This window comes from Bacillus sp. 16GRE42 (assembly GCF_019837435.1).
GTDB lineage: Bacteria > Bacillota > Bacilli > Bacillales > Bacillaceae_G > Bacillus_A > Bacillus_A wiedmannii.
The window spans coordinates 377,755-398,090 of the sequence record NZ_JADAXF010000003.1; the positions used below are offsets into that span (position 1 = coordinate 377,755).

At 34.0% G+C, this 20,336-nt stretch carries 24 protein-coding genes and 2 pseudogenes; 19 read left to right on the forward strand and 7 right to left on the reverse strand.

Annotated elements, in window-relative coordinates; genetic code table 11:
- Positions 1 to 52: 52 nt before the first annotated feature.
- The 4 genes and pseudogenes from ILS93_RS18435 to ILS93_RS18450 form a co-directional block, all read left to right on the forward strand.
- Positions 53 to 553: pseudogene (locus ILS93_RS18435) on the forward strand (histidine phosphatase family protein); the annotation flags it as partial.
- Positions 554 to 559: 6 nt separating this feature from the next.
- Positions 560 to 1,342, forward strand: a complete 783-nt coding sequence (locus tag ILS93_RS18440; protein WP_064474003.1) for a Cof-type HAD-IIB family hydrolase — start codon at positions 560 to 562, stop codon at positions 1,340 to 1,342.
- Between the two features lie 142 nt (positions 1,343 to 1,484).
- Entirely contained in the window at positions 1,485 to 2,030 is a 546-nt protein-coding gene (locus tag ILS93_RS18445) for a MarR family winged helix-turn-helix transcriptional regulator (protein ID WP_064474002.1), read from the forward strand.
- Between the two features lie 171 nt (positions 2,031 to 2,201).
- Positions 2,202 to 3,401, forward strand: coding sequence for an MFS transporter (locus ILS93_RS18450; protein WP_064474006.1), 1,200 nt, complete (start codon positions 2,202 to 2,204; stop codon positions 3,399 to 3,401).
- Between the two features lie 24 nt (positions 3,402 to 3,425).
- Here the strand turns inward: ILS93_RS18450 and ILS93_RS18455 are convergent, their stop codons facing one another.
- On the reverse strand, positions 3,426 to 3,887 hold the full coding sequence (locus ILS93_RS18455; protein WP_064474001.1) for a DinB family protein: 462 nt from the start codon (positions 3,885 to 3,887) through the stop codon (positions 3,426 to 3,428).
- A 171-nt stretch (positions 3,888 to 4,058) separates the two neighbouring features.
- Here ILS93_RS18455 and alr point away from each other — a divergent pair, with 171 nt between their 5' ends.
- Positions 4,059 to 5,234 (forward strand): alanine racemase, encoded by a 1,176-nt coding sequence (alr, locus tag ILS93_RS18460; RefSeq protein ID WP_222661176.1) that lies wholly within the window; start codon positions 4,059 to 4,061, stop codon positions 5,232 to 5,234.
- A 20-nt stretch (positions 5,235 to 5,254) separates the two neighbouring features.
- Here the strand turns inward: alr and ILS93_RS18465 are convergent, their stop codons facing one another.
- The 3 genes from ILS93_RS18465 to ILS93_RS18475 are packed head-to-tail and all read right to left on the reverse strand — an operon-like array spanning position 5,255 to position 7,750.
- Complete coding sequence (locus ILS93_RS18465; protein WP_064474000.1) at positions 5,255 to 5,968, reverse strand: class I SAM-dependent methyltransferase; 714 nt, start codon at positions 5,966 to 5,968, stop codon at positions 5,255 to 5,257.
- Positions 5,961 to 6,848, reverse strand: coding sequence for a GNAT family N-acetyltransferase (locus tag ILS93_RS18470; protein ID WP_222661065.1), 888 nt, complete (start codon positions 6,846 to 6,848; stop codon positions 5,961 to 5,963). The genes ILS93_RS18465 and ILS93_RS18470 overlap by 8 nt, the downstream gene beginning before the upstream one ends.
- 23 nt (positions 6,849 to 6,871) lie before the next feature.
- Positions 6,872 to 7,750: a nitrate reductase gene (locus ILS93_RS18475; RefSeq protein WP_088047474.1), complete on the reverse strand. Its 879-nt coding sequence runs from the start codon at positions 7,748 to 7,750 to the stop codon at positions 6,872 to 6,874.
- 385 nt (positions 7,751 to 8,135) lie between these two features.
- Between ILS93_RS18475 and ILS93_RS18480 the strand changes: the two genes are divergently transcribed.
- A complete protein-coding gene (locus ILS93_RS18480; RefSeq protein WP_098103179.1) occupies positions 8,136 to 9,344 on the forward strand; it encodes a macrolide family glycosyltransferase in 1,209 nt (402 codons plus the stop codon).
- Between the two features lie 169 nt (positions 9,345 to 9,513).
- On the forward strand, positions 9,514 to 10,359 hold the full coding sequence (locus tag ILS93_RS18485; RefSeq protein WP_000831975.1) for a YitT family protein: 846 nt from the start codon (positions 9,514 to 9,516) through the stop codon (positions 10,357 to 10,359).
- 46 nt (positions 10,360 to 10,405) lie between these two features.
- Here the strand turns inward: ILS93_RS18485 and pdxR are convergent, their stop codons facing one another.
- Positions 10,406 to 11,806 carry a MocR-like pyridoxine biosynthesis transcription factor PdxR gene (gene pdxR, locus ILS93_RS18490; protein WP_222661067.1) on the reverse strand — a complete coding sequence of 467 codons (1,401 nt, stop codon included), beginning with the start codon at positions 11,804 to 11,806 and terminating at the stop codon, positions 10,406 to 10,408.
- Positions 11,807 to 11,936: 130 nt separating this feature from the next.
- Here pdxR and ILS93_RS18495 point away from each other — a divergent pair, with 130 nt between their 5' ends.
- Positions 11,937 to 12,359: a GNAT family N-acetyltransferase gene (locus tag ILS93_RS18495; RefSeq protein WP_098103181.1), complete on the forward strand. Its 423-nt coding sequence runs from the start codon at positions 11,937 to 11,939 to the stop codon at positions 12,357 to 12,359.
- Between the two features lie 147 nt (positions 12,360 to 12,506).
- The gene (locus ILS93_RS18500) at positions 12,507 to 13,619 is read left to right on the forward strand and encodes a metallophosphoesterase (protein WP_098103182.1); all 1,113 of its coding nucleotides are present in this window, start codon (positions 12,507 to 12,509) and stop codon (positions 13,617 to 13,619) included.
- A 26-nt stretch (positions 13,620 to 13,645) separates the two neighbouring features.
- Here ILS93_RS18500 and ILS93_RS18505 read toward each other — a convergent pair whose 3' ends face one another.
- Positions 13,646 to 14,272, reverse strand: coding sequence for a DUF1648 domain-containing protein (locus ILS93_RS18505; RefSeq protein WP_064474004.1), 627 nt, complete (start codon positions 14,270 to 14,272; stop codon positions 13,646 to 13,648).
- 136 nt (positions 14,273 to 14,408) lie between these two features.
- On the opposite strand from ILS93_RS18505, the gene ILS93_RS18510 reads away from it, so the two are divergent.
- The 9 genes and pseudogenes from ILS93_RS18510 to ILS93_RS18550 all read left to right on the forward strand — a co-directional run bounded on the left by ILS93_RS18510 (position 14,409) and on the right by ILS93_RS18550 (position 19,053).
- Positions 14,409 to 14,975: a GNAT family N-acetyltransferase gene (locus ILS93_RS18510; RefSeq protein ID WP_064473993.1), complete on the forward strand. Its 567-nt coding sequence runs from the start codon at positions 14,409 to 14,411 to the stop codon at positions 14,973 to 14,975.
- A gap of 6 nt (positions 14,976 to 14,981) precedes the next feature.
- A complete protein-coding gene (locus tag ILS93_RS18515) occupies positions 14,982 to 15,542 on the forward strand; it encodes a 2'-5' RNA ligase family protein (protein WP_222661069.1) in 561 nt (186 codons plus the stop codon).
- Positions 15,539 to 16,024 (forward strand): GNAT family N-acetyltransferase, encoded by a 486-nt coding sequence (locus ILS93_RS18520; protein ID WP_064473991.1) that lies wholly within the window; start codon positions 15,539 to 15,541, stop codon positions 16,022 to 16,024. The genes ILS93_RS18515 and ILS93_RS18520 overlap by 4 nt, the downstream gene beginning before the upstream one ends.
- 12 nt (positions 16,025 to 16,036) lie before the next feature.
- Positions 16,037 to 16,408 (forward strand): annotated as a pseudogene (locus ILS93_RS18525) (cupin).
- Positions 16,405 to 16,833: a GNAT family N-acetyltransferase gene (locus tag ILS93_RS18530; protein WP_064473990.1), complete on the forward strand. Its 429-nt coding sequence runs from the start codon at positions 16,405 to 16,407 to the stop codon at positions 16,831 to 16,833. Before ILS93_RS18525 ends, ILS93_RS18530 begins: the two are co-directional and overlap by 4 nt.
- Positions 16,834 to 17,036: 203 nt before the next feature.
- Complete coding sequence (ytfJ, locus tag ILS93_RS18535; RefSeq protein ID WP_000349987.1) at positions 17,037 to 17,462, forward strand: GerW family sporulation protein; 426 nt, start codon at positions 17,037 to 17,039, stop codon at positions 17,460 to 17,462.
- Positions 17,463 to 17,622: 160 nt separating this feature from the next.
- Positions 17,623 to 18,399, forward strand: coding sequence for a hypothetical protein (locus tag ILS93_RS18540; protein WP_064473989.1), 777 nt, complete (start codon positions 17,623 to 17,625; stop codon positions 18,397 to 18,399).
- A 51-nt stretch (positions 18,400 to 18,450) separates the two neighbouring features.
- A complete protein-coding gene (locus tag ILS93_RS18545; protein WP_048540982.1) occupies positions 18,451 to 18,771 on the forward strand; it encodes a hypothetical protein in 321 nt (106 codons plus the stop codon).
- A gap of 69 nt (positions 18,772 to 18,840) precedes the next feature.
- Positions 18,841 to 19,053 (forward strand): hypothetical protein, encoded by a 213-nt coding sequence (locus tag ILS93_RS18550; RefSeq protein WP_000798747.1) that lies wholly within the window; start codon positions 18,841 to 18,843, stop codon positions 19,051 to 19,053.
- Between the two features lie 30 nt (positions 19,054 to 19,083).
- Here ILS93_RS18550 and ILS93_RS18555 read toward each other — a convergent pair whose 3' ends face one another.
- Positions 19,084 to 19,422: a hypothetical protein gene (locus ILS93_RS18555; RefSeq protein WP_001253201.1), complete on the reverse strand. Its 339-nt coding sequence runs from the start codon at positions 19,420 to 19,422 to the stop codon at positions 19,084 to 19,086.
- Between the two features lie 204 nt (positions 19,423 to 19,626).
- On the opposite strand from ILS93_RS18555, the gene ILS93_RS18560 reads away from it, so the two are divergent.
- Positions 19,627 to 20,307, forward strand: coding sequence for a class I SAM-dependent methyltransferase (locus tag ILS93_RS18560; protein WP_064473988.1), 681 nt, complete (start codon positions 19,627 to 19,629; stop codon positions 20,305 to 20,307).
- The last annotated feature ends 29 nt before the right edge of the window (positions 20,308 to 20,336 follow it).

Consider the following 20,336-nt stretch of genomic DNA (forward strand, 5'->3'; position numbering starts at 1 on the left):
AACTCGTGTAAATTTGATTGAATTGTATAGATTTAGTTAAGTTTATCGTATCGGAAGACAGCAAGTGCAAAGGCTTGTAAAGAAAGTGAAAGCAGATTTTCCACCAGATTTCATTTGGGCAAGTACATTAAAGCGTGCTCGTGAAACTGGTGAAACGTTAGCTGAAGGAATTGGATGCCCAATTCAACTAGAAGAGGAATTAATGGAGTTTAATAACGGAGTGCAAGCAGGCTTATCTTTTGAAGAAGCAAAGAAATATCCAGAGCCAAAGTTTCTTCATGACCGTTTTGAAAATGGGGAATCATTTATTGAATTTAGAATGAGAATAGAAGGAATCTTTTCTAAAATCGTGACAGAGAATACATATGACCGAATTGCAATCGTTGCACACGGTGGTGTAATAAATAGTCTATTACGTACGTTTTTCAAAATGCCAATTTCAATGGATTATTATTTTAAAATGGGAGATACGGGAATAAGCTTAATTGAAATTGATGGTGAACAAAAAACGGTGCATTTTATTAATGATACGAATCATTTGGACGGGATATAAAGACCTATGTACAAAGTAGTGTTTTTTGATGTTGACGGTACGCTTTTAAGTGAGATTGATAGAAGTATGCACGAAAGTACAAAAGAAGCAATACAAAGATTAATAGATAAAGGAATTCACGTAGTTGTTACAACAGGGAGACCATATGGCTTATGTTCGCAATTTAAGGAACTAGGCATACATACATTTATTTCTGCAAATGGTGCACATATTAAGTGTGAGGAAACAGTTATACATAAATCAGTACTTTCCAGTGAAATCGTTCATGATATCTCAGAGTTTGCAGAATTAAATGGTCACGGCGTTTCTTATTTTACTGAGGGTTTTACAATGAACGGAATAGCCTCAGATAATGAGCGTGTAATGCAAGCGCTTAGCGAGACGTTAAATTTAGGGGAGTACCCTGAAAAAAGCAAGGATTTGTCTGAAGAGATCTATTGTTTATGTCTGTATGCGGATGAAATAGAATCTCAAAAATTTATTGAAAAATACCCAATGCTTACATTCGACCGTTTTCATGGTTATGTCATAAATGTATTGGAAGATAATAAAGTATCGAAGCTCACCGCAATTCAAAAAGTATTGGATCACTTAAACATTTGTAAATCAGAAGCAATTGCTTTTGGTGATGGTGGAAACGATATTGAGATGTTGCAATATGTAGGATTAGGAATTGCGATGGGGAATGGCGGAGAAGTACTAAAAACAAAAGCTGATTTCGTTACAAAGAAGGCGAGTGAAGGTGGTATTTCCTTTGCCTTAAAGGAGTTTCGTATTATTGAAAAATAATAGCTAGTCAGTTTGAAAAATCCTGTTTTCATGACAGGATTTTTTGTTTAACAATATTCTTGCAATAAAAGTAAAAATGTGAGTATAATGAAAAAGTAGTTAGGTAAGCTAATTAATTTAAGGGAAAGGAGAGTGAAGATAAATGGGTTCAAAAAATGATTCTCTTCCTTTAGGGATTGGGCCGTATACAGAGTTAATAAAAAAGACAGCATCAGCGGATACGGATCCAATCGCAGCAAAACTTGGTTTGTTAATGTTATGGACGTCTGATAATGTTCTTGATGCTGTTGATGTAGATTTAGCTCCGCTTGGTATATCGGAAAGTAAATTAGATTTTTTACTGTTGTTTATTTTGCGTGAAATGGAATCAAATGGGGAAGAAGTGAATATGAGTCCTTCTGATATTGCGAGTCGATTAGGGATAACACGTGCTTCTGTCACTGGCTTATTAGATTGGATGGAGAAACGAGAGTTAATCGTAAGATTCCATCATTCTGAAGATCGAAGAAGACTAAAAGTGAAAATTACTCCGAAAGGAAAAGAGCTAGTTACGCACTCTTTACCAACCTTTTGGTTATCTTGCGCTTCGTTAGTTGATGACTTTAATCAAGAAGAGCGTCAAGTTTTAGAGAAGCTATTAAATAAAATGCAAGTAAATATGCAGGTGAAATTAGGTGAAGGTAGGTAAATAAGTTGATTATAAGGGTCAACTTATTTATTTGGGAATATAATTAGTATACCTTATTATATGTTTAGCTAACTTTAAAGGCAATCATACTTTTTACGATGTAATTAAAATAAGTAAGCGTACTTTAGAGGTTTTAAATAGAAAAAATCGTAATAAGGGAGTGATATTATGATGGCAATAGGAAAGAAAATAAATAGTGAAAAGAATTACACAATAATGACCGTTGTATTATGTTGGTCGGGTATGGTAGTTATGTCTAGCTTATATGTAACAATCCCTTTAATTGCACTATTTTCAGACCTTTTTAATGTTTCACTAGCGCAATCTGCAGCTACAGGCAGTATATTTTCTGTTGGCTTTGCTATAGGTTGCTTGTTATTTGGGGCAATCTCTGATAAATATGGGCGAAAAAAAGTGATCTTCATTGGATTACTTGCTCTGTCGATTATTTCGTTTTCCTTAGGGTTTGTGGATAGTATATTGTGGCTTGTTATTTTTAGGGGCTTACAGGGTATTGCAGCATCTACATTTTCTCCGGTAGCGTTAGCTTACGTTGTAGAAATATTTCCAGTAGAAAAAAAGGTTACAACAATAGGATTTGTTAGTACCGGTTTTTTAGTAGCTGGAATTGTAGGTCAGGTAATAAGTACGGTTGTTAGTCAACATTTTGGATGGCATATGGTGTTCTTTCTTCTTAGCGTTCTCTACATGATTACTGCTGTATGGGTTCATTTTTCACTTCCGAAAGGGGAGATATCTCAATCCTATACTGATATTTTGGGACCGTTTAAACAGATGGGCAAAGTCTTTACACATAAAAGCTTAGTATTGAGTTATATGATTGCGTTTGTTTTATTGATGGCTTTTGTTAATATGTACACTGTTTTAGGAAATTATTTGAGCTCTTCTACTTACAATTTAACTACAGAACAAATCCTTTATTTTCGCTTAGCGGGGTTATTTGGTATGATTCTATCACCAATTGCGGGTCGTTTAACGAAGAGGTTCGAAGTAAGGAAAGTTCTTCAAGGTGGATTGCTGGTCGCTATTTTTAGTCTAAGTGCAATGGGCTTTGTTTCGTATCTGCCTCTTCTAGTCATAATGAGTGTTTGTTTTGTAATTGGTATTGCTATATCCGTTCCGTCTTTAGTTGCTCTTGTCGGCCAATTAGGAGGGAAAGCAAGGGGAATAGCAGTTTCTATCTATACCTTTGTTTTATTTTTAGGTACTAGTATAGGACCCCTCATTTCTATTTATCTTATGAAAATAGGAAGTTATACTCAAACGTTTATTTTATTAGGAATGTTACTTTTTATTGGATTTATTGCTTCTCTATTTATTAATAATGAACGTGTATTTGATGATATGTAAATTGGATAATGAATGAGTGGAAAATCACTCAAATAAAGGAATGCGAGGATCTTTCATATGCTCGCACAATAAAATATGAACTTGCCCACGATGATGATAAAAATGTGAGAGAATTTCAAGTAACCATTCAAACCGAGAATAAGAAACACCCCAATAGGCAGTCATAACTTCTGCTAATTCTTCTTGGGAATAGGATAAAAAAGTTTTAGAAAGTAAATCGTAGCCCTGTATCATCGTTTGTTGCATTTGCGTAATTGTTTCGGGTGTTTGTTCTTTATAGAAAGTATGTAGTTGTTTTTCTGTAATACCATTTAAAATGAGTAAATCTGCATGGCAAATAAGAGAAAGATGTGCACACATTTCAAATACAGATCGCTTTGCGTGAATGGGTTGTATTTTTAAACTATCTTCATTATATTGGTTAAGCATTTGAATAGAAGTATCAACAGCAACTTGTAGTTGATGCAAGGCAGATTGTACAAACATTGTAATTCTCCTCTTCTCCGTATATAATAGTTTCTTAAGAGTATTATATCATACTCAAAATTCCGAAAATTCTAGTAGTTTGACTAGCATATTGAAAAGTATTATATTGTAAAAGGTCATATGAAACGTGAAATAGAATGGAATGCAATTATTGAGTTAGGAGTTAGACCAATGAGTTTGAAATATGGAAGAGATACAATTATTGAAATTGACTTAAATGCAGTAAAACATAATGTAAAAGAATTTAAAAAGCGTGTGAATGATGAAAATATTGCAATGATGGCTGCTGTAAAAGCAAATGGGTATGGCCACGGGGCGGTTGAAGTTGCGAAAGCTGCTATTGAAGTAGGAATAAATCAGCTTGCAGTTGCATTTGTAGATGAAGCGATAGAGTTAAGAGAAGCAGGAATTAACGTGCCGATTTTAATTTTAGGTTATACATCAGTAGCAGCGGCGGAAGAGGCAATTCAATATGACGTTATGATGACTGTTTATAGAAGTGAAGATTTACAAGGTATAAATGAAATCGCAAACCGTCTTCAAAAGAAAGCGCAAATTCAGGTGAAAATTGATACAGGAATGAGTCGTATCGGTTTACAAGAAGAAGAGGTTAAACCATTTTTAGAAGAATTAAACCGTATGGAGTATGTAGAGGTAGTAGGAATGTTTACACATTACTCTACGGCAGATGAAATTGATAAATCATATACGAATATGCAAACAAGTTTATTTGAGAAAGCTGTCAATGCAGCAAAAGAATTAGGAATTCATATTCCATATATTCATAGTTCAAATAGTGCAGGTTCAATGGAGCTTAGCAATACATTTCAAAATATGGTTCGTGTAGGTATTGGAATATATGGAATGTATCCTTCAAAAGAGGTAGATCATGCAGTCGTTTCTTTACAGCCTGCGTTGTCGTTAAAATCAAAAGTAGCTCATATTAAACATGCGAAGAAGAATCGCGGTGTAAGTTATGGGAATACGTATGTAACGACTGGTGAAGAATGGATTGCAACTGTACCGATTGGTTATGCTGATGGCTATAATCGTCAGTTATCTAATAAAGGGCATGCATTAATAAATGGAGTTCGATTACCTGTTATTGGCCGTGTTTGTATGGATCAGCTCATGTTAGACGTTTCAAAAGCAATGCCAGTACAAGTTGGGGACGAAGTAGTATTCTACGGTAAACAAGGTGAAGAAGAAATTGCGGTAGAAGAAGTAGCGGATATGTTAGGTACAATTAACTATGAAGTTACATGTATGTTAGACAGAAGAATCCCGCGTGTTTATAAAGAAAATAATGAAACGGTTGCTGTCGTAAATATACTAAGAAAAAACTGAATCGTTATGATTCAGTTTTTTTATTTTTGACAAATGAAAAATGCTCTATTTGTACCGTGTAATTGAATGTTCTTAAAACCTACAGATTCCAACGAAGAAATTATTTCTTCATCGGAATAACAAGCTTCCTCAAAAGAAAAGTCACTTCTTGTCCAAGTATTATCTATGTCATGTTGAAATAGTATAAAGTTCATTTCTGCTTTTTTATTTTCGTTATCATAGGTAGAATCAATCGTACATACATATTCTTCCACTGAAATATGAAATGAAGCAATCCAATTTTCAAGAAAACCTTTCTCCATATTCATATCAAATACAAATGTACCTTTGCTATGTAATACGGAGTAAACATTACGAAAAACATTTATTAATTCATCTAATTTTAAAATATGGTTTAAGCTATCGCCAGTAGAGATAACATAGTGAAATTGCTCATTTATATTGAAATAACGAGCATCATCGACGATAAAGGTTGCATCCGGCGCGTTTTGACGTGCGTATTCAATCATTTGAGCAGAACCATCTATACCAGTTACTACAAAAGTATTATCAATTAATTTCTTAGTAAGGTGACCAGTCCCGCAGCAAAGATCTAAAATATGAGAATGTGGTGGTGCATATTGTAAAACGATTTTTTCCAAAAGTAGATAGGAGTGTTCAGCATAATGCCCCCAATGTTTATTATAAATGGATGCGAAAATATCATAATCAGAATAAATTAGTTTTTTACACATATGTATTCACCTCAAGATTCATTACATTATAATAGTCATGCTTCGTTTTCATTTCAAAACCACATTGTGTATATAGTTTTAAAGCATTGTTATTTTTCATTTCGACGTCTAATTCAATTGTTGAAACTCCTTTTGTAATAAGGGTATGTACCATATAACTAAGAATATCTTTACCATATCCTTTACCTTGATAAGAAGGATGAACGGCGAATCCTGATAGTGTAGTAGATTGTTCTTGCTCAGAAACCGTAATCGTTCCTATCACTTTTTCGTCGATAAGGGCACTGTAAACTTGATGGGAAGGTAAATTCATCATTTTTTGTAACCATATAGCGGTATTTTCTGCTGAATCTCCAAAAGCTTTACTGGAAATTTCAATAAGATCAAGAAGTGATTCTGAAGAGGCAAGAGTAAGCTGTATAGTATGCTTTGGTGTTTTTTGTACTTCTTTTGTTTTGAACTCCATACTATATTCACTATATAAATAAGGTAACTTCATATGTTTTGCAAATTCTTTCCCGGAAATAGAATCTCCATTCGTAATAAGAAGAGCTTCATCTGCCTCTCTTATTCGTATTTCTTTTATTGCAGCTTGTAAAAGAGTAGTGCCTATATGTTGTTTCCTATAGTTCGGATGAACAAACCCTATTAACTCCAGTTTTGTCGGTCTTTCAAAGTCATACATACTTAATGAACCGATTAATTGAGTATCGTCATAAAGTAGAAAATCATTTATCTCTTCATTAGTACGAGCAGTTAAAAAGTTTATATGTAAATGTGACGAATAATCAATTTGATCGTATTCCCCGCAAATATGAGCTAAATCTTTCATTTGCTGAATTGCATTTGCTGTTAAAGATTTCTTTTGTTCAATATTCATTTCATAATCCCTCTCATTCGTATTTAAAAATAGACTGGATGACTTAGCCACTTTTCTAACTCCACGCTGCCCTGAACAGATAATAATCGGTACAAATATCGATAGGGATGTCTACATTCTTCAAGACGGGGAATGGGCATAATGGTTTCGTAACCTTGTTTAAAAGCATGAGCCTCTTTTTCAGTAAATATATATTCTAAGCCGATAAAATCAAACTCCCGGGGAGCAACTGCGTAGGCTTCTGTATCTACTAATCCCGTAATAGTTGTACCATCTGATAAAAACTGAGTAGGGTCCATATCAATTAAAACGAGCGTTGATTCCTTTGGTGCTGGTAAGGAAGAAAGTTGTGATTCAAAAGTAGGAAATGCATTTTGTATGCTTTCATTATCGGAATAAAACATATTCACAATCTCTTTACTCACATTCAAAATGTGTGATTGGAATTCATCTAGTGTAACTTGAAATGAGCCTGGTACATTTCCTATGTAATCGGTTTTAAATTTATGTATTTCTGCAAGCCCTTTTCCTAGATTGAATAAAATAGAATCTGGTTGCCCGATAAAAGATTGAACTGTGTTACCTACTAACTTTTCGGCTACAACGAACTCACGACCATTTAAAATATGTTTTTCTAATATTGCGGGGATAGGAAGATTAGTATGTGCTAGCAACAATGTATGTACAGCTTCTAAATGATGTACGTTCCTTGGGTCAATTCCAAATAGGTTTTTACATCCCCACCAAAAATCATTGTTTGGCTCTTCCGTTATTTTTGAGGAACGAACAATAACTTCTTCAGCTGCTGTTTTAACAAGAAACACATCGCTTGCATGGTCTTCATAACCTGGGTGTAAAGTTTGGACAGATAAAATAGGTGAAGTGAATAGTTGTTGTAGCATAAAAACGCTCCTTTTTCTGTAAATTCTATAAATTCATTATATAACAGAATATGTTCCAAGTGGATAATGATAGGGACAACATAGAACTTAAATAAATTTATAGTGAGAAATCAGTGTGGAAATTATATTTTTCTACTTTTGTATGAATTATCAAAATAATATTTCTGATGATAAATCTGTAAAAACACCCGAATGTAAATCTCTTATTTTCAGTAAATGAAGAGTTAAGCGCTCTTTTATAAGAATTATAATGTTGGTTATGAAAAATATTTCTCAATAATAAAATGAAGAGAAAAATGTGAAGAAATAGAATAGATTCCTTTATAATAGTTTTAAATTAATTAATATAATTAATTATTAATAATATTAGATAGGAGAGAATATGATGGCAAATGTACTCGTAATAAATTTCCCTGGAGAAGGTCATATAAATCCGACTTTAGCTATTGTAAGTGAGTTAATTCGGCGAGGGGAGACAGTTGTTTCGTATTGTATTGAAGATTATAGAAAGAAGATTGAAGCAACAGGTGCAGAATTCCGAGTGTTTGAGAATTTCCTCTCTCAAATTAATATTATGGAACGAGTAAATGAAGGTGGGAGTCCTTTGACGATGCTATCTCATATGATTGAGGCATCAGAGCGTATTGTGACTCAAATTGTAGAAGAAACAAAAGGAGAAAAGTACGATTACTTGATATACGATAATCATTTTCCCGTAGGAAGTATTATAGCCAATGTTTTAAAATTACCTAGCGTTTCTTCTTGTACAACATTTGCTTTTAATCAGTACATTACTTTTCATGATGAACAAGAATCAAGACAAGTAGATGAAACGAATCCATTATATCAATCTTGTTTAGCGGGAATGGAAAAATGGAATAGGCAGTATGGAATGAAATGTAATAGTATGTATGATATTATGAATCATCCTGGTGATATTACTATCGTATATACTTCAAAAGAATACCAGCCGCGTTCAGATGTATTCGATGAATCGTATAAGTTTGTCGGCCCATCAATTGCTACTCGAAAAGAAGTAGACAGCTTTTCTATGGAAGATTTAAAAGATGAAAAATTGATTTTCATTTCTATGGGAACAGTTTTTAATGAACAACCTGAACTATATGAAAAATGTTTTGAAGCGTTTAAAGATGTAGAAGCGACAGTCGTATTAGTAGTTGGTAAGAGGATAAATATAAATCAATTTGAAAACATTCCGAATAACTTTAAGTTGTATAATTACGTACCGCAATTAGAAATATTACAGCATGCTGATGTATTCGTGACACATGGTGGTATGAATAGTTCGAGTGAAGCACTATATTACGGTGTCCCGTTAGTTGTAATTCCTGTAACAGGAGATCAGCCTTTAGTTGCGCAACGAGTGACTGAAGTAGGGGCTGGAATAAGGATTAATCGTAAAGAATTAAGTTCTGAATTGTTACGTGAGACTGTAGAGAAAGTAATGGATGATGTAACGTTTAAAGAAAATAGTCGTAAAGTTGGAGAGTCACTTCGAAATGCTGGTGGGTATAATAGGGCAGTTGATGAAATATTAAAAATGAAAATGAATTCATACTCAAAACTTAAATAAATGTTTGGAGCACACTTACTGTAATATGTAAGTGTGTTTCTATAAATAAATTACATAAAAAATCACTGTAAAGGTGAAACTTTTGTGTATATAAACTCATATCTTTGAATCAGTAGTAAAATTACGTTAAAATAATACTAAGAAAATACATAAGTTTTGGGGGTAATGAATGAAAAGAGTATTTGAATACGTATTATTAACAATTGGATCGATTATTGTAGCGGGTTCATTAGAGCTTATTTTAGCACCTAATGGATTAGTAGATGGCGGGGTAACGGCCATTGCTATTATGGCAAATAAAGTTGCTGGATTACCGCTTTACGGAGTGTTTTTAGGACTTAATATTCCTATCCTGCTATTTACCGCAAAAGTAATGGGGAAGAAGTTCTTCATCCGTACATCTTATGCAAATGTAGTTACAACACTCGGATTAATCTATTTAAAACCATTTCCAGCGATTACGACTTCTGAACTATTAATTGTACTTTATGGTGGCGTACTGTTTGGAATAGGCGTTGGGATTGTTGTTAAAATGGGTGGAGCAATAGATGGATCAGAAATGTTAGCGGTTTGGATGAACAAACACTTTAAAGTACCGATTAGTACATTTTTACTTGCTGTAAATGCAGTTATTTTCACATTTGTAGCGATTTTATTTTCAATCGAACAAGCGATGTTCTCATTAGCAATTTTCTATATTGTTACGAAGATGATTGATTTCATATTAGATGGTATTAATCAAGGAAAGAGCGTCATGATTATTTCTGGTAAAAATAAAGAAATAGGCGATCTGCTTATGAAAGAATTGCAATTATCCGTTACGTATCTACATGGAGAAGGTGGTTTTTTAGGAGAACATAAGAGAATCATTTATTGTATTACAAACCGTTTCATTTATCCAAAAATGAAAGATCTCGTTCTCTCTGTAGATCCAACTGCTATCATTGAAGCTTCCTATTCAACAGAAACAACTGGTGTCAAACGTCCGGGAAGGGCAGCGAGATCAGAAAAATAGTGAATGAAAATAGCTCCACGTAAGTATAACTTGCGTGGAGCTATTCTTATTTAGGGAACCAGGCCTTTTTCAGTAATTGAACTACAGTTTCGATACAATTCTCTGGAATACTGCCAAAACCGAGCAATACATACGACTCATCCATTACATTATGAACAGAATCGTATGTGGAGAGAGGGTATAACTTAATACGTTCTTTTGCGGCTGCATGAATAAGTTCTTGTTCATTCATTCCGTTATGAACGTGAAGTACAATATGAAGTCCGGATTGTTCACCGAGTATATGAACGTTATTTCCCATCTCGTTTGTAATAGATTTAATTAAAGAAATATGTTTTCTTTTATATAACGTCCGACTGCGGTTAATATGACGTTCCCAATCACCATTTTGAATAAAGGTGGCAAAGGTAAGTTGTTGCAGCGTAGAAACTGTTTGTTTAAACATACCACCAAGCTCTTCATAGGCTCTTAACAGATGAGGTGGTAAAACAATATATCCCATTCGTAAAGAAGGTAAAAAAGATTTCGAGAAAGTTCCCATATAAATAACGCGTTCATTTGCATCTAGTCCTTGTAAAGAAGGAATAGGTTTTCCTATATAACGGAATTCCCCGTCGTAATCATCTTCAATAATATAGCCCTTACAATCATTCGCCCATTTTAATAACTCGAGTCTTCTAGATAACGGCATAATGATTCCAAGTGGAAATTGGTGAGATGGAGTGACATACGCTACATTGCAACCCGATTCACGTAAAGCGGAAATATGAATCCCTTTATTATCTAAAGGGATGGGGTGAACGGTAAGACCAGAACTTTGAATCATAGCAGGAATACGGTGAAATCCAGGGTTTTCGATTCCGAATTCCTTTTTTGAACCAAGTAGTTGAAGTAGTAGCCAAAGAAGAGGCTGCGTACCTGCTCCAATAATAATTTGATCAGGTGAAGAATGTACCCCGCGAGCATGATATAAATACTTTGAAATATGTTCTCGTAGAACGAGCTCACCTTGTGGATCTTCCTTAGCAAATAATTCATTTTCATACTGAAATAAAGTTTCGTGTATTGCTCTTTTCCAGTTTGTTATTGGAAAAGCTTTTTGATCAATAAGTCCTTGACTACAATCATAATCATATTGTTCGTCTTTTTTATTGTTAGCACTGTTTGACGCAATTTGCTGTTTCTTTTGAATGACATCAATATCAACTTCTGCAACAAAAATCCCACGTTTCGGTTTGCTTTCTACATACCCTTCAGCTAGTAATTGTTGATAAGCGGATTCCACTGTAATACGGCTCACATTAAGTTGCATAGCTAAATTTCTGTGAGAAGGAAGGCGTGTACCGGCACATAGTGATCCATGAGAGATTTCTCGTTTCACATATTCGTAAATCTGTATGTAAATGGGTGTTTTACTTTGTAATTGTAATGGGATAGTAAGATCCATTCGTAGACACTCCTCTTTATACTGGCCTTATAAAAAAGAATAGAACTGTCACTTAAGCTAAGGGCAGTTGTTTTCTATAATGATGATATAACATTTAGAAAATTTTATAAATAGTAAGGAGAGAGTCATAATGAATATTAGAGCAGTAGTAACAGAAGCGGATTTACATGATGTATTTCCCGTATTACAGCAGTTAAGAACAAAACTTTCAAAAGAAGAAGCAAGTTCTTTATTTCAAAAAATGAAAGAAGAAAACTATAAACTATTTTCGCTACGTAATGAAGAGGAAGAAGTTGTGAGTCTAGCCGGTGTAGCGATTTGTACGAATTTTTATAATGAGAAACATGTTTTCGTATATGATCTTGTAACTGCGGAAGCACACAGATCAAAAGGATATGGTAAAGTTCTGCTGTCATATGTAGAAAAATGGGGGAAAGAAAAAGGGTGCAGCTCTATCGTTCTTACATCTGCGTTTCAAAGAATGGATGCACATCGTTTTTATGAAAGAGAGGGCTATGATAAGGTAAGCTATTCTTTTTATAAAGAGCTATAATATTAAATAGGTTCCATGTTTAAAAATATATGGAACCTATTTTCTTTTCTGGATTTGAGCTAGCAACAGGTCCAGTAATATAATTTGTCGAATATTAGAAAATAACAAGGGAATATTGAATTTGGAGAATGTTAGGAGCGTTTATACTTGGAAAAAATAAAGAAATTATCTATACCAAATGATGGAAGAGTCATCATTATTTCTGATATTCATGGAGAATTAAATCTTTTTAATGAACTACTACATAAAATTAATTTTAAAGATGAGGATTATTTAATTATTAATGGTGATCTTTGTGAGAAAGGAAGAAATAGCATTGGCGTCGTAAACTATGTGATGGATCTAGTAGTTAGCAAGCCAAACGTTTATGTAATTGAAGGGAATTGTGAAGTTGTAGTTGAAGTACTTGTAAATGAAAATCCCGCGCTAATACATTATTTATGTACGCGAAAGAATACAATTTTTAATGAGTGGCTAGCGGAATTGAGTGTTACCGTTAATGAAGAAAGTGATATTTGTGAAGTGAAAAACATATTGATGGGTCATTTTTCAAAAGAAATAAAGTGGTTAACAGAATTACCAACAGCGATTGAAACAGAAGATTATATTTTTGTACATGCTGGCCTTGATGATAAAGAAGATTGGAAAGAAACAGAGCGCAAAAATGCGATAGCAATGCCAGAGTTTTTCAATAAATCACATAGAGCAAATAAGTATGTAGTTGTCGGTCATTGGCCTGTTGTAAACTATTCAGACAAGGCACCGTCTAACAATCCAGTTATTGATGAGGAGAAAAAGATTATTGCGATTGATGGGGGAAATGCGATTAAAGAAGCAGGACAATTAAACGCATTTATCATTCAGAGGGAAAGTGGAAGGGATACGTTTTTTTATACATATGTAGACTATTTTCCAGAGTATGAAGTAATAGCTGATTTTAATGCGAACACATCAATGCAGGGCGGGGTGACCTATCCGTACTATTACATAGAGCCTATGGAGAAGATGAAAGATTATACAATATGTAAGCAAAAGGAAACGAATAAATTACTCTCTGTGAAAAATGAATATATTAGGCAACTTGAGACAGGTGAATACACAGTGAAAACCGATATTTCTTGTGCACAAATAAGCGTAAGAAAAGGGGACATTGTTTCTCTCATTGATGGCAGCTGCTCAGGATATGATTTAATTAAAAGAGATGGAGTAGAAGGCTGGATAGAGAAAGGTATTTTAGTTGAGATAGAAAAGATGAAATAGGAGGTATGGAGCCTCCTATTTTTTTATTATCTTTTTAAATGAGTAGATTGTTTACTGTCTTTCAGAAGTAAGTAAATCGTACTCGGTAAAATGACAAGCGTCATTCCTAAAAAAATTGTGAGTATAGCATAACCTCTATACGGAGCAGGAATGATAAATGGAAGCCCGGCTAGGAAAATACCTGCTATCATCATTGAAATACTACAAATATTTGAAGCTCTTTTTTCAAGATGCTTATCATTCCATTCCAATGAAATTGTTGATTTAGTCGTATCAATTTTTGAACTGAAATAGCCTATTAATATAAATAAAAGCCCTAATGCTAAAAATATTAAATGATCAAGAGGGAGTGCGAAGCCAAGAGCAATGAGAGCGATGACAATATCGACAAAAAATAAAAATAGTAAAATTGTGTTGCCGATCCAAAGGGGAGATTTCTGGTTACTCGCTGCTTTAAATAAAGCTAAAAATAAAAAGAATAAGAAGGAACAAATAATTATATTTACGATAACAAAAGTGCTTTTATCCATTGTTGATGTAGGCGTTCCATTGAAGTCCCATTTTGTAACAATACGTAATGGTAAGAAGAAATAGAGAATAATATTTGTTGTAATAATAGTGAGAAATAAAGTAATACTAAATCGATTATTCATTGAATCACCAGCTTTCCACATGAATAATTGGTATCTTATAACAAAATTATACAATATAATAAAGGATATTTGTTTTGATTTTTCTGAAAAAATATTATAATTATATATGAAATAAAGAGGAGTGTAGGAGGAAATTATGCAAAACGTAAGAGTAAAAGGGGATAAAGTTACAATTCGTACAATTGAAGAATCAGATATAAAAACATTATGGAGTCTCGTATTTAAAGAAGAAAATCCAGAATGGAAAAAATGGGATGCACCGTATTTTCCGTTTTCAATGCAAGAATACCCGTCTTATAAAGAAAAGATGCAAACTCGTTTAAAAGAAGAACCTCTATCTAAATTAATTATAGAAAATAACGGCCAAATTATAGGGACAATCGGGTTTTATTGGGAGCATAAACTGACGCGTTGGTTGGAGATGGGGCTTGTTATTTATAATCCAAATTACTGGAATGGTGGCTACGGTACAGAAGCGTTAACGTTATATCGAGATTTAATATTTGAAAAGATGGAAATTGGTAGGGTAGGAATCACGACTTGGTCTGGTAATAAACGAATGATGAAAGTAGCGGAGAAAATAGGAATGACATTAGAAGGTAGAATGCGCAAATGCCGTTATTATAACGGAACATACTATGATTCTATTAGAATGGGTATGATTCGTGAAGAATGGGAAGCGCTATATGTAACGAAGGGGTGAGGAAGTATGTACGCTATTATTGCTACATTTGATCGTGTGTTTACTAATAAAATTATAGAATTGCAAAATGAAATAACAAATATCATTGGCACGAATCAATTAGCAGGAGTAGAACCTCATATTACATTAGCTGATTACCATGAGTTAGACGTTCATTTATATAAGGAGAAATTAGAGGTGTTTGTAGCTGTTCAAGAGAATATGGCTGAGGTAACTTTTCCTTCTGTTGGAATTTTTCCTACTAACGGAACGGTCTTTTTAGCACCGACCATTACAGATGAATTGTTAAAACTTCATCATCCTTATCATGATAATTTTAAAATTTTTCATGATAATTTAAATTCATATTATGTGCCAGGAAAATGGGTTCCACATTGTACAATTGCAAATAAGTTACATGTAAATCAGTTTTTAATTGCAATGGAATATATTTATGAAAAATTTGATCATGCAACAGCTTCCATTGAGAAATTAAAATTAATTAAAGTAAATTATGAAAATGGTTCTGCCATTTCTTCTAGTATATTAGCAGAATATAATTTTAAGAGAATGGAGACAACGAGATGACATATGTAATTAGAGAAATGAAGCAAGAAGACATTCACGCTGTACAATCAGTAGCGAAAATAGCTTGGCATGATACATACGAAGACATTATTCCGAGAAAGATTCAAGACAGTTTCTTAGATGAGGCTTATTCTGATGAAAAAATGAAATATCGTCTTGAAAATACACATTTATTCGTTGCGGAAGAAGAGGGAGAAGTAATTGGCTTTGCGAATTTTTCACCCGTTAGATTGCAAAACGAAGCAGAATTAGGAGCGATTTATTTGTTACCAGATCAGCAAGGGAAAGGGGTAGGAAGTGCTTTATTACAAAAAGGGTTAACGGAATTAAAAGGAATTCGGAAACTATACATTCATGTAGAAGCAGCGAATGAAAAAGGAAAACGTTTTTATGAAGCGAAAGGTTTTGCTCAATTAGAGGAATTTGAAGAAGATTTTGAAGGACATATGATGCAGACAGTAAGGATGGTTTTATACGTATAGGGAGGACTAGTAATGAAAATTTTTGATTTTAGTGAAAAAGTGGGAAAGAAAATCTCAGCATTTTAATCTAATTTCATAATGTCAAAAATATTAAACCATAAAGGAAATGTACATATTGGTGCTATGCATTTACGAGAGAATGGAATAATTGGATATCATGAAGCAGTTGTATCACAGCTGCTTCTTATTGTGGACGGAGAAGGATATGTATGCGGAGCAGATAAAGAAAAAGTGAAGGTGGAAGCGGGACAAGCTGTGTTTTGGGAGAAGGACGAATCTCATGAAACGAGTACGGAACAGGGATTGATGGCAATTGTGATTGAGTCGGAGGAACTTGAACGAGCAATATTAATGCCTATTAAAGAGGAGAGTTGTGAAAAATGATAGAAAAGGCGAATCGGGAAGAAACGGACGAAATAATACAATATGCAGCTCAATCGCTTTTTGAAGGAACGAGGGGAAATTGTCAGTTAAGTACAGAGAAAGCAATTGAAATTACAAGGCCGATTGTAGAAAAGGGAGCATATTATTTAGTCGTTAAACAAGAAAACAATGTAATGGGGTGGATATTAATAGGGGAAAATGCAGACTATTTTTCTCGTGAAAAACTTGGATTTATATATGAGCTATACGTTTTTCCAGAATATCGCGGGAAAGGACTGTCGAGAGAACTGATGGAAGCTGGTATTAAGGAGTTGAAGGAGACGTTTTCAGAAATTCGTTTGAATGTATTTGCTGGGAATTTTGCGAAAGAGATGTACGAAGAGTTTGGTTTTGTTGAAAGACAGGTAATTATGACTTTGAAGTGAGAACATTAAGTAGGAGAATAAATAAAAAAGGTTATTTAATGTGAAGTGCCCTTGAATTGTTAGAGACATCCATACAATTCAAGGGCATTTTTTTGTTTTTGCTGAGATTATAAAAATATTTTTGAAATCAATATAAAATTTTATGTTTAGTTCACAAACTTTCGGAAAAACTAGGAAAGATATGACAAAGGAGGTTATGAACGGTGGATCATCCAATTCAAGGGTTAATGAAAGCGGCAATGGAAAATTTAAAAGAAATGGTCGATGTAAATACGATTGTTGGAGAGCCTGTTCAAACGGCTGACGGTGGTGTGGTGTTAACGGTTTCTAAAGTAGCGTTCGGGTTTGGAGCAGGAGGTTCTGATTTCCAAACGAATGATGGACAAAGAGCGAACGGTAACCCTGCATTTGGTGGCGGTAGCGCGGGTGGTGTTTCTATTACACCAGTAGCATTTCTTGTAGTGAATAAAGATGGAGTAAATATTCTGCATCTACAAAATGCGACACATTTAGCAGAAAAAATGATTGAATTAGCTCCACAAACAATTGATAAAATTCAATCGATGTTCCAAAAAGATGAAAAGAAAGAGGGAAATCATCACCCTCAAAACCCAGATGAAATCCTTTAAAAACGCCTGCTCACGAGCAGGTGTTTTTTCTTGTAATCACTATGTAATAAAACACATGAAATTGTAAATAGTTTTTGAATTTTTTTCTATGTTTCTAAAATTTTTCATGTTAAAATATGCTATAGAATTGAAACATATAAAACGAAGGTGGCTAGGTGCTTTGTCTGGAGGATCTGACCAAGTAAAGAATATGATATATATTAATGGTAATCGTCGGGGTCATTGTTTTATTACATCAGGAATTACGTTTAAAGAGTTTGCAAGTAACATCCCTTCACCGCTTCATCAAGTGTTGCTTTTGAAGCATAACTTTGAATGGACAGATTTTCATTATCATACTTTATTTGAATATGTTGAGGAAGAAAATATACATAAGCTAATTCAAGCAGAGATTGATGAATTTGATGAATTTTGTTGGGTAGATTTTGATGATGCAAGCGATTTAGATGAATTAGAGCCAAAAGAAATTGCAGAGCTTTTATATTTGGCTCACAAAAAAGAACCACTTGCAAGAACATTCTTTCCGCTATTGAAAAATAGATTTGTTTATTTTTCACATGATGATGGATGGTACAACAAAGTGTATTATCGTAGAATTGCTGACTTTGTAGGGATGTTAAGTAAAGTCATTCCTTATAAACTCGGTGCTTTCGGTAAGAAACGTTTTTCTTTGTTCCAAAAATCAAAAATTTTCCCAGCAATTTCGAAAGAAGTGATCATGGGGCTTCTTCCATTAATGGAGGATGGTCTTTATATTGATCTAGCAGGGAAAATTGAGTCAAGAAGAGGTCTTGAAATTCCGGTATATGTAGTTGGTTCGTATGAAAGCACGGATGAGGTACTAGATAATATTGATGAATTGAAAGCAGAAGCAACAGAGACAGGTTGGCTCATTTTTGATAAGAAAGAACAAGAATGGCAATGGGTTGTGGACTAAGAAAACTTGGCGCATGAAGTCAAGTTTTCTTGTCATTTGAAAGGAGTACAAATGAAGAAATATTATACAATTGTGGGTATTGTAAGTATTATTCTCGTAGCGATTTTACTTATTACTTGTCCGAAAGAATCGGATTTTAAAGTATATGTAGAGGATAAGTATGCATTGAAATGTGATGAGAGTAGTTTTGAATGCACACAAAATGTAGATGGTAAAAAAGAAAAATTACAATTTGAAAGTACAGATGCACGAAATGGTGTATTCTTTATGACTGCAAAGCAAACATTTAAAACAGAAGCTGGTGTTACGAAAGAATATAGCGGAGTAGGAATGTTTGGTACATTTCTTTTTGTTTCAGAGAAGACTTTCTAGTAATAGAAGGTCTTTTTTTTATGCTTATGTTCATATAGATGAAGTAAGACAAGCATAGGAGGGGTAGTGATGAAGAATACATGTATCGTTTGCGGTGGTGAGGAGTTTTTTTCCTCAACTTTGTATGCACGGACGAAACAAGATTGGGCATATGCACCAAATATGTATCGATTTGAAAAGGTGTTTATTGAGCATCGGGATGAAGAGAATTATCCAGTGTTTCAAGAAATTACAGCGAAACATTGTTGTGGATGCGGTCATATTATGTTGTACCACGAATGAACACACCAAGTATAACTTGGTGTGTTTTTTTTAAAACGCTGACAAAGCAAGCGGATAGAGTAAAGTAAATAAAACAGAAAAACTACCAAAACCAATTGCTGTATATCCAAGTGTTCTTGCGCCGAAATTGACAGCTAATAAGCCGACTAAAATCGCAAGAGAGCCGAGTGTAACCGGATAAAATGCAATTGAGAAAAGCGAAAGAAATAAAGCGACATAGCCTACCATTGCACCGGTATTTGTACCTTCTATTTCATTTGCAATTTCTTTACGCTTATGTCTAATTGGTATGCCAGCTGGTGATATTTCAGCTGCATACTCTTCGTTTTTTTCACCACTTTTAAAATGATGATTTCTCTTTCTTCGCATGTACATCCCTCTCTTTCAATTGGGTGTACCTATAGTATCTTACATAAAGAGAAGAACATGAGTATGAGTTAAACCCAAGTAAAGCAAAAATTGGAGAATAAAGATTTCATTATTAGCTTGTACATCTCCTAGTGAAGATAAACAGGAATTTTGGAAAATGATGTAGAATGAAATGAGTGATAAAACGTGAAGGCAGGGGAATGTATGACGAAATTTAATTGGCATGAATCAGCAGAGAAAAAATGGGATAGTAGTGCAGAATTTTGGACTCAAAATAGTCAAGAGATGTGGGACAGCGGGAGTAGGAGTACAATTATTCCATTTTTTGAAAAATACGTGAAAAAAGAAGCTCAAGTGCTCGATGTTGGTTGTGGTGATGGATACGGTACATATAAATTAAGTCGCGCGGGCTATAAAGCAGTTGGAGTAGATTTATCAGAAGTGATGATTCAAAAAGGGAAGGAGCGTGGAGAAGGACCGAATTTATCTTTTATAAAAGGGGATCTTTCTTACTTACCATTTGAAAATGAGCAATTTGAATCAATTATGGCAATTAATTCTTTAGAATGGACCGAGGAGCCATTACGGGCATTAAATGAGATAAAGCGCGTTTTAAAAAGAGATGGGTATGCATGTATTGCAATTTTAGGACCGACAGCAAAGCCTCGAGAGAACAGTTATCCTCGTTTATATGGCAAAGACGTTGTTTGTAATACGATGATGCCTTGGGAGTTTGAACAGTTAGCGAAAGAACAAGGTTTTGAAGTTGTAGATGGCATCGGTGTATATAAGCGCGGAGTAAATGAGAAGATGCTAGGTCAACTACCTATCGAGTTACAACAATCGTTAACATTCTTATGGGTATTTATGTTAAAAAACGTATAAAGAAATGAAAGAATTTTTAGGAGGTAAAT